The organism is Micromonospora sp. ABR4_055, assembly GCF_056160425.1.
Genome location: NZ_JBSWXD010000228.1, coordinates 1 through 7,484 on the forward strand (window position 1 = coordinate 1; position 7,484 = coordinate 7,484).

Below are 7,484 nucleotides of genomic sequence, written 5' to 3' on the forward strand. Positions count from 1 at the left end.
TGTCGCACGCGGTGGCTTGCAACCCCCGGAGGGGCCCCCACCTTCCGCCGGCGACCCGCAGTACCGTCCCGGTGGTGTACGACGCCTCGTCGCTGAGCAGCCAGGCGACGGCGCCGGCGATCTCCTCGGGCCGGCCCGCCCGGCGCAGCGGCACTACCGGCGCCACCCGGGCCGGCCGGTCCGGTTCGCCGGACAGAGCGTGGATGCCGGTCAGCACCGTGCCCGGCGCGACGCCGTTGACCCGGATGCCACGGGGGCCGAGTTCCTTGGCCAGACCGACGGTCAACGCGTCGGTGGCGGCCTTGACCGCGGCGTAGTGCACGTACTCGCCGGGGCTGCCGAGGGTGGCGGCGGCCGACGACACGTTGACGATGGCGCCGCCGGCGGACATCCGACGGGCGGCCTGCTGGGCACACAGGACGTAGCCGACCAGGTTGACGTCGACGACCCGGCGCAGGTCGGCGACGGTGAGGTCGACGAACGGGCCGATCCGGCTGGTGACGCCGGCGTTGTTGACCAGTCCGGTGACCGGTCCGAGTTCGGCGGCGTCGTCGAACAGGCTCGTCACCGCGTCGGGGTCGGTGGTGTCGACGGCGACGGTGACGGCGTGCCGGCCGAGCGCTTCGACGTCGTCACGTACCGTTTCGGCGGCGCCGGCGTCGGTCCGGTAGCCGATGACGAGGTCGTGTCCGGCGGCGGCGAGCCGGCGTACGGTCGCGGCGCCGATCCCCCGGCTGCCGCCGGTGACCACGGTGACCGGTGTCATCCCGGCACTCCTCTCCCCTGCTGTCCGTGTCGGGTCTGGGCCCGCCGGTGACGTTACCGGCGGCGGTGGCGGGCAATAGACATGGCGTGGCGGGTACGCGGGCGTTGGTGCTGGGCAGCGGCGGGGTGACCGGGGTGGCCTGGCAGCTCGGGGTGTTGTCCGGGCTGGCGCGCGCCGGGGTCGAGCTGGGCGGGGCCGATCTGGTGATCGGGACGTCGGCCGGTGCGGTGGTGGGCGCGCAGCTGTGTTCCGGCGTGGATCTGGCGCGGCTGTACGCGGGGCAACTGGTGCCGGGTGAGTCGTCGCCGGACCGGATGGGGCCAGGTGCGGTGTCGTGTCTGCTGTGGTCGGCGGTGGCTGCCCGGGACGGCCGCCGGGCGCGGGTGAGGATCGGCCGGTACGCGGTGTCGGCGGCCAGGTCGGGGGTGTCACGGCGGCCGGTGTTCGAGGAGGCGTTGCCGTCGTGGTCGTGGCCGCGGCGGCGGTTGTGGGTGACGGCGGTGGACGCGGACTCGGGGGAACTCGTGGTGTTCGGCGGTCCGGGGTGCGGGGCGGATCTGGTGGATGCGGTGTCGGCGAGTTGTGCGGTGCCGGGGGTGTGGCCGCCGGTGCGTATCGGTGGTCGGCGGTTCGTCGACGGTGGGATGCGGTCGGCGACGAACGCGGATCTGGCCGCCGGGTTCTCGTCGGTGGTGGTGCTGGCGCCGATCAGTTGGGGGCTGGGTCATCTGCGGCCGGTGTCGCGCCAGGTGGCGGCGCTGTCGGCGGATGTGGTGGTGGTGTCGCCGGACCGGTGGGCGCGGCGGGCGATCGGGCGGCGGCTGCTGGATCCGGCACGGCGGCCGGGGGCGGCGCGGGCCGGGTACCGGCAGGGTCTGTTCGTGGCTGACCGCGTGCGTGGGGTGTGGGGTGGTGCTGCCGGGCCGGGGTGATCGTGGGTGGTGGGGTCGCGGTCGACGGTGTCGGCGGCGGCTGGTAGGAAGGTCAGCACTCAAACAGGTGTACGGAAAGGGTGTCATGGCTGCCGCGGGTGCTGTTGCGGGTGGGTTGTCGGATGAGGAGCTGGGGGTGATCCGGGAGGCGGTGTCCGCCGGCCGTAAGCCGAAGGTGATGTTCACCGAGTCGGCGGGGCAGATCGCCGGTCAGGTCGGTCAGGTGGTGGGTCTGGGTGACCCGGCGGTGTCCGACGAGTGGGTGGTGGTGCGGTTCGGTCGTGACGAGTTGCCGTTCTCCCCCGCTGATCTGGTGGTGGCGCCGCGGGGCGCGGCGGGTCGGCGGGCGGAGTCGAAACCGGAGCCGGAGCCGGTGGAGCCGGTGGCGGAGCCGGAGTTCAAGTTGGGTGAGCCGCCGCCGGTGCCACCGGTGGCGCGTCGGGAGGACACGGAGGGGTCCACGGTGGATGCTGGTACGGACAAGCCGGTGCGGCGGGCGGCGAAGGCTGCCAAGCCGAAGGCGCCGGCCGGGTTGACGGTGACGTTGGCGTACACCGACGGCGAGTGGACGGTGGCGGCGACGCAGGGGGCGAAGGCGTTGGCGAAGCCGTACGTGGTCCGGCCGGCCGAGGCGTTGAAGATGGTGGCGTTGGTGGACGTGCCGGGAGTCCATGAGGCTGTGGAGCAGATCCTGGCGGCGGAGCGGGCCGAGGCGCAGCGGCAGGCGGAGAAGTTGCGGGCGGAGCTGGCTGAGGTGGAGGCACGGTTGGCGGAGTTGCCGGAGGTCGGTTGACGTCGTCGCGCACCGTCGGTGTCCGCTCGACACGGCGGATGGTCCAGCAGGCATCGACGGTGCGCGACGGCTTCGCCAGCGACAGGTCGACGTGGCGCGGGTCAGTGGCTGGGCTGGTCGGTGACGCTGACGCGGCGGCGGAAGATCCAGTAGGTCCAGCCCTGGTAGAGCAGAACGACGGGGGTGAGCGCGGCGGCGACCCAGGTCATGATGGTCAGGGTGTAGGGGGTGGACGCGGCGTTGGTGGTGGTGAGGGTGCCGGCGGGGTCGGTGGTGGACGGTAGGACGGTCGGGAACAGGGTGGCGAACAGGGCGGCGACGGCGAGGCCGATGGCGGTGGCGGTGCCGGTGAAGGCCCATCCTTCGCGGCGTACCTGATTGGCGGCCAGCCCGGCGACGAGGGCGAGCGCCGCGGTGACGGCGAGGGCGACGGCGGTGGGGTTGGCGCGGATGGTGAGGGTCCAGGTGAGGAAGGTGCCGGCGAGGGCGACGGCGGCCAGGCCGGTCCAGCTGGCGACGCGGCGGGCGCGGTGGCGCAGGTGATCGGTGGTCTTGAGGGCGAGGAAGACGGCGCCGTGGGTGATGAACAACGCGGTGGTGGTGGCGCCGCCGAGCAGGGCGTACGGGTTGAGCAGGGTGAGCAGGGTGCCGGTGTATTCGTGGTCGGCGTCCAGTGGTACGCCGGCGACGATGTTGGCGAAGGCGACGCCCCAGAGCGCGGCGGGGATGACGGAGCCGGCGAGGATGGTGTTGTCCCAGCGGGTCCGCCAGTGGGTTTCGGGGCGTTTGTCACGGTATTCGAGGGCGACGCCGCGCAGGATGAGGGCGATGAGGATGAGCAGCAGCGGTAGGTAGAAGCCGGAGAACAGGGTGGCGTACCACTCGGGGAAGGCGGCGAACATGGCGCCGCCTGCGGTGATGAGCCAGACCTCGTTGCCGTCCCAGACGGGTCCGATGGTGCTCAGCGCGGCGCGTCGTTCGGTTTCGGTGCGGCCGATGAGGCGGGCGAGGACGCCGACGCCGAAGTCGAATCCTTCGAGGATGAAGTATCCGGTGAACAGGACGGCGATGAGCCCGAACCAGACGGTGGTGAGTTCCACGAGGGGTCTCCGGTTGGTGGTCAGTGGGTGGCGGCGAGGGGCCGGTCGGTGGTGGTGTCGTCGGTGTCGTCCGGTGGTGGCGGGTCGGTGAGGTCGGGTAGGCCGTTGCGGGCGTAGCGGATGAGGAGTTTGACTTCGATGACGGCGAGGGTGGCGTAGATGAGGGTGAAGGCGGTGAAAGAGGTGACGACTTCGGTGAGGGAGACGCTGCGGCTGACGCCGTCGCGGGTGAGCATTTCGCCGAAGACGATCCAGGGTTGGCGGCCCATTTCGGTGAAGATCCAGCCGAAGGTGTTGGCGAGCAGGGGCAGGACGGGCAGGGTGAGGCCGGCGCGCAGCAGCCAGCGGCTGGTGGGGGTGCGGCCGCGGCGGGTGGTCCAGAGGGCCCAGAGGGCGATGGCGGCGGTGGCGAGGCCGAATCCGATCATGAAGCGGAAGCTCCAGTAGGTGACGGGGATGATCGGGGTGTAGCTGCCGGGGCCGTACTGGGCGGCGTACTGGGCCTGCAGGTCGTTGATGCCCTGGACTTCGCCGGTGGGGTCGCCGGTGGACAGCCAGGACAGCAGGTACGGGATTTTGAGGGTCCAGATTTCGCGGCTGCCGTCGAGGGTGCCGACGGTGACGATGGAGAAGGACGCGGGGCTTTCGGTGGTGTAGAGGGCTTCGGCGGCGGCCATTTTCATGGGTTGGACCTGGGTCATGATCTTGCCTTGGATGTCGCCGGTGCCGATGACGGCGGCGGTGGCGAGGATGGTGGTCCAGGCGCCGAGTTTGGTGGCGGTGCGGAAGGCGGGGGTGTCGGGGCCGTCGGGGTGGCGGACGAGGTGCCAGAGGGCGACGGCCAGGACGAGGGCGCCGGCGACCATGAAGCAGCCGGCGAGGGTGTGCGGGAAGGTGATGAGGGTGACCTTGTTGGTGAGTACGGCGATGAAGTCGGTGAGTTCGGCGCGGCCGGTGTCGGGGTTGATGCGGTAGCCGACGGGGTTCTGCATCCAGGAGTTGGCGGCGAGGATGAACCAGGCGCTGATGATGCTGCCGAATGAGGCGAGCCAGATGGTGGCGAGGTGCAGTGCCTTGGGGAGTCTCCCCCAGCCGAATATCCAGAGTCCGAGGAAGGTGGATTCGAGGAAGAAGGCGAGGAGGGCTTCGATGGCGAGTGGTACGCCGAAGATGTCGCCGACGAAGCGGGAGTAGTCGCTCCAGTTCATGCCGAACTGGAATTCCTGCACGATGCCGGTGACGATGCCCATGGCGAAGTTGATGAGGAAGAGTTTTCCGTAGAACTTGGTGAGTTTGAGGTAGCGGTCGTCGCCGGTGCGGTGCCAGGCGGTCTGCAGGATGGCGACGAGGAGGCTGAGTCCGATGGTGAGTGGGACGAACAGGAAGTGGTAGACGGTGGTGACACCGAACTGCCAGCGGGCTATGTCGAGCGCGTCCACGGCTCCCCCATCTAGATACTACGAAGCGTAGTACATACTACAACCTGTCGTTCTGGCGGCCAGGGCCGGAGGTCCCCTCTCCCCCGGGACGTCCGTCCCGGCGGCGGGATCCACCGACCGGCCCGGCTGTGCGACGATCGACGGTCGATGGACGACACCGCCGCCCCGCCGCCCCGCTGGCGGGCCCCGCTGCTGTGGCGGGTGCTGCAGGTCACCGCCCGGCTGGTCGTCGCGCTGGTCGCCCGGCTACGGGTCAGCGGCGACGTGCCCGACGAGGTACGCGACGGCCCGTTGATCCTGGCCGCCAACCACATCAGCCCGTTCGACCCGGTTGTGCTGGCCGCCGCCTGCCAGGTGCGGCGGGTCGCACCCCGGGTGCTGGCCACCGGCGGGTTGTTCCGGGCGCCGCTGGTCGGTCCGGTGATGCGCCGGGCCGGGCACATCCGGGTGGACCGGCGAACCAGTACGGTCGCCGAGGCGTTGGGGTCGGCCGCGCGGGCGGTGGCCGACGGTTCGGTGGTCCTGGTGTACCCGGAGGGACGCATCGGGCTGGACCCGCAGATGTGGCCGGAGCGCGGCAAGTCCGGTACCGCCCGGCTCGCGTTGGCCAGCGGCGCGGTGGTGGTGCCGGTGGCGCAGTGGGGGGCGCACGTGGTGCTGCCGTGGGCGGCGCCCCGCGGCCTGGTCCGGGCGGTGCTGCGGTCGATGCTGCGCCGTCCGGTGGTCACGGTCCGGTTCGGGCCGCCGGTGGACCTGTCCGGGATCGACCCGGCCCGCCCGGGTGCCGCGCAGCGGGCGACGGTGCGGATCGTGGACGCGATCACCGACACCCTGGCCGGGTTGCGGCCCGACGAGCCGGCGACGCCCCGGCATGTCGACCCCACCCGGCCGGTGGACCTGAGCCGGCGGCACCGGCGCGGCCGGGGCGCCGTGGTACCGGACGCGGCGACCGCCGACGTGCTGGCCGCCGACGACGCCGACCAGGCCGACCCGGCTCCGGACGCGACCTGACGGCGGATGTGACCGGGCGTGAGCGCCCCGCGCCGGCTCAGGGTGCCGGTCGTTGCCGCAGGTAGGCGAGGACGGCCTCGCGGGTGGTGCGGACCCCGAGGGCGGCGCGGGCCTGGGCGATGCGCCGGTTCGCGGTACGCAGCGACAGGAACTCGGCCGCTGCGGCGGCGGCGATGGTCTCGCCGTTGGCGAGCCGTTCCAGCAGGGCCCGCTGCTCGGGTACGAGGGTGACGGTGTCGGTGGCTGCCGCATCCGGCGGGTCGGCCTCGGCGTGGCGCAGCACCGGGCCGAGGCGGGACAGGTCGTCGACCAGGGCGCGGCCGAGGTCACCGGCCGGGTCGCAGATGGCGACGACGGCGGCGCCCCGGGCGGCGGCGAGGACCACCAGGGCGACGGTGTCGGTGTCCGGGACCCGCCCGTACAGGGCGAGCCGGGCGGTGGTGAGGTCCCAGGTCGGGTCGGTGACGGCGAACCCTTCCCGGGTGGTCCAGCCGTCGCGGGCCAGTCGGCGCAGCACCGTGGTGGCGTCGGCGGCGCTGTCGAGGACGTAGCGCGGCGGGTCGCTCATCGGTCGGGCTCCATGGCCAGGGCCGCGGCCTCGGTACGGGTGCGGGCACCGAGTTTACGCATTCCGGCGCGGACGTGGGTTTCCACGGTTTCGGTGGAGATGCCGAGTTGGTTGGCGATCCGGCGGGTGGGTTCGCCTTGGGCGACCAGCCGCAGCACGTCGCGTTCCCGCACGGTGAGCAGGTCGCCGCTGCGGGGGCCGCGTTCGTCGCGGCGTACCGCGTGCCGGCGCAGGGCGCGGCGGACCCGGCCGAGCAGGACGACCAGTCCGGCGTGGTCGGCGAGGGACTCGGCGGCCAGCAGGGCGGGCACCGCCTGAGCGGGGTCGGGTTCGTGCAGGCCATGGGCGAGCAGGCAGCGGACCTGCTCGCGGACGGCGACGTCGCGCCAGGTGTCGGCGGCGTGGGCGAACTGCCGTGGGTCGCCGGCGGTCCACGCGGTGACGGTGGCGGCGGCCGGCGGCGGAAACGCCGCCGCCGGAGTGCCGTCCGGCGGGGTGGCGGGTCCGGCGCCGTCGTGCGCGGCCCAGTGGGCGGTGATCCGCCGCAGCCCGTCGACCAGCGGCGGTACGGGGGCGTGGGGTGCCCCGGTGGTGGCCTGGTCCGGTTGGCCGTCGAGCCAGGCGGCTTCCCGGGCCACCCAGTCCAGCACGGCGGTGGTGGTGCTGGGGATGCCGGGGGCACCGGTGAGCCGGGCGCGGGCCGGGGCGAGCAGGCCGCCGTCGGCTTCGAGTAGGCCGGCGGCGGCGACGGCGTAGTCGCGGGCGGCGGCCGGCAGGGTGCGGTCGGTCAGGTCGACGGCGGCGCGCAGCAGGTCGTCGCCGACCGCCGGTGGCAGCCCGGCATCGTCTCCGGGCTGCGGGGCGACGGCTGGACC

Annotated in this window: 8 protein-coding genes; 3 read left to right on the forward strand and 5 right to left on the reverse strand. The window is 72.9% G+C overall.

The window, feature by feature from the left end:
- Nucleotides 1–766: SDR family NAD(P)-dependent oxidoreductase (locus ACXAHD_RS30320; protein WP_475054871.1), on the reverse strand; the 766-nt coding region annotated here is incomplete at its 3' end.
- Nucleotides 767–852: 86 nt separating this feature from the next.
- Between ACXAHD_RS30320 and ACXAHD_RS30325 the strand changes: the two genes are divergently transcribed.
- Entirely contained in the window at nucleotides 853–1,698 is an 846-nt protein-coding gene (locus ACXAHD_RS30325; RefSeq protein ID WP_281554923.1) for a patatin-like phospholipase family protein, read from the forward strand.
- A gap of 85 nt (nucleotides 1,699–1,783) precedes the next feature.
- Nucleotides 1,784–2,491 carry a hypothetical protein gene (locus ACXAHD_RS30330; protein ID WP_281554922.1) on the forward strand — a complete coding sequence of 236 codons (708 nt, stop codon included), beginning with the start codon at nucleotides 1,784–1,786 and terminating at the stop codon, nucleotides 2,489–2,491.
- A gap of 101 nt (nucleotides 2,492–2,592) precedes the next feature.
- Here the strand turns inward: ACXAHD_RS30330 and cydB are convergent, their stop codons facing one another.
- Both cydB and ACXAHD_RS30340 read right to left on the reverse strand, forming a co-directional pair.
- Nucleotides 2,593–3,591, reverse strand: a complete 999-nt coding sequence (cydB, locus tag ACXAHD_RS30335; RefSeq protein ID WP_475054874.1) for a cytochrome d ubiquinol oxidase subunit II — start codon at nucleotides 3,589–3,591, stop codon at nucleotides 2,593–2,595.
- Nucleotides 3,592–3,611: 20 nt separating this feature from the next.
- Complete coding sequence (locus ACXAHD_RS30340; protein ID WP_123601600.1) at nucleotides 3,612–5,030, reverse strand: cytochrome ubiquinol oxidase subunit I; 1,419 nt, start codon at nucleotides 5,028–5,030, stop codon at nucleotides 3,612–3,614.
- A 147-nt stretch (nucleotides 5,031–5,177) separates the two neighbouring features.
- Between ACXAHD_RS30340 and ACXAHD_RS30345 the strand changes: the two genes are divergently transcribed.
- Nucleotides 5,178–6,041, forward strand: coding sequence for a lysophospholipid acyltransferase family protein (locus ACXAHD_RS30345; RefSeq protein WP_281554920.1), 864 nt, complete (start codon nucleotides 5,178–5,180; stop codon nucleotides 6,039–6,041).
- Between the two features lie 37 nt (nucleotides 6,042–6,078).
- Here the strand turns inward: ACXAHD_RS30345 and ACXAHD_RS30350 are convergent, their stop codons facing one another.
- Nucleotides 6,079–6,609, reverse strand: coding sequence for a LuxR family transcriptional regulator (locus ACXAHD_RS30350; RefSeq protein WP_281554919.1), 531 nt, complete (start codon nucleotides 6,607–6,609; stop codon nucleotides 6,079–6,081).
- Nucleotides 6,606–7,484, reverse strand: an 879-nt coding sequence (locus tag ACXAHD_RS30355; protein ID WP_475054877.1) for a helix-turn-helix transcriptional regulator, incomplete at its 5' end; no start/stop codon positions are given. The genes ACXAHD_RS30350 and ACXAHD_RS30355, both read right to left, overlap by 4 nt.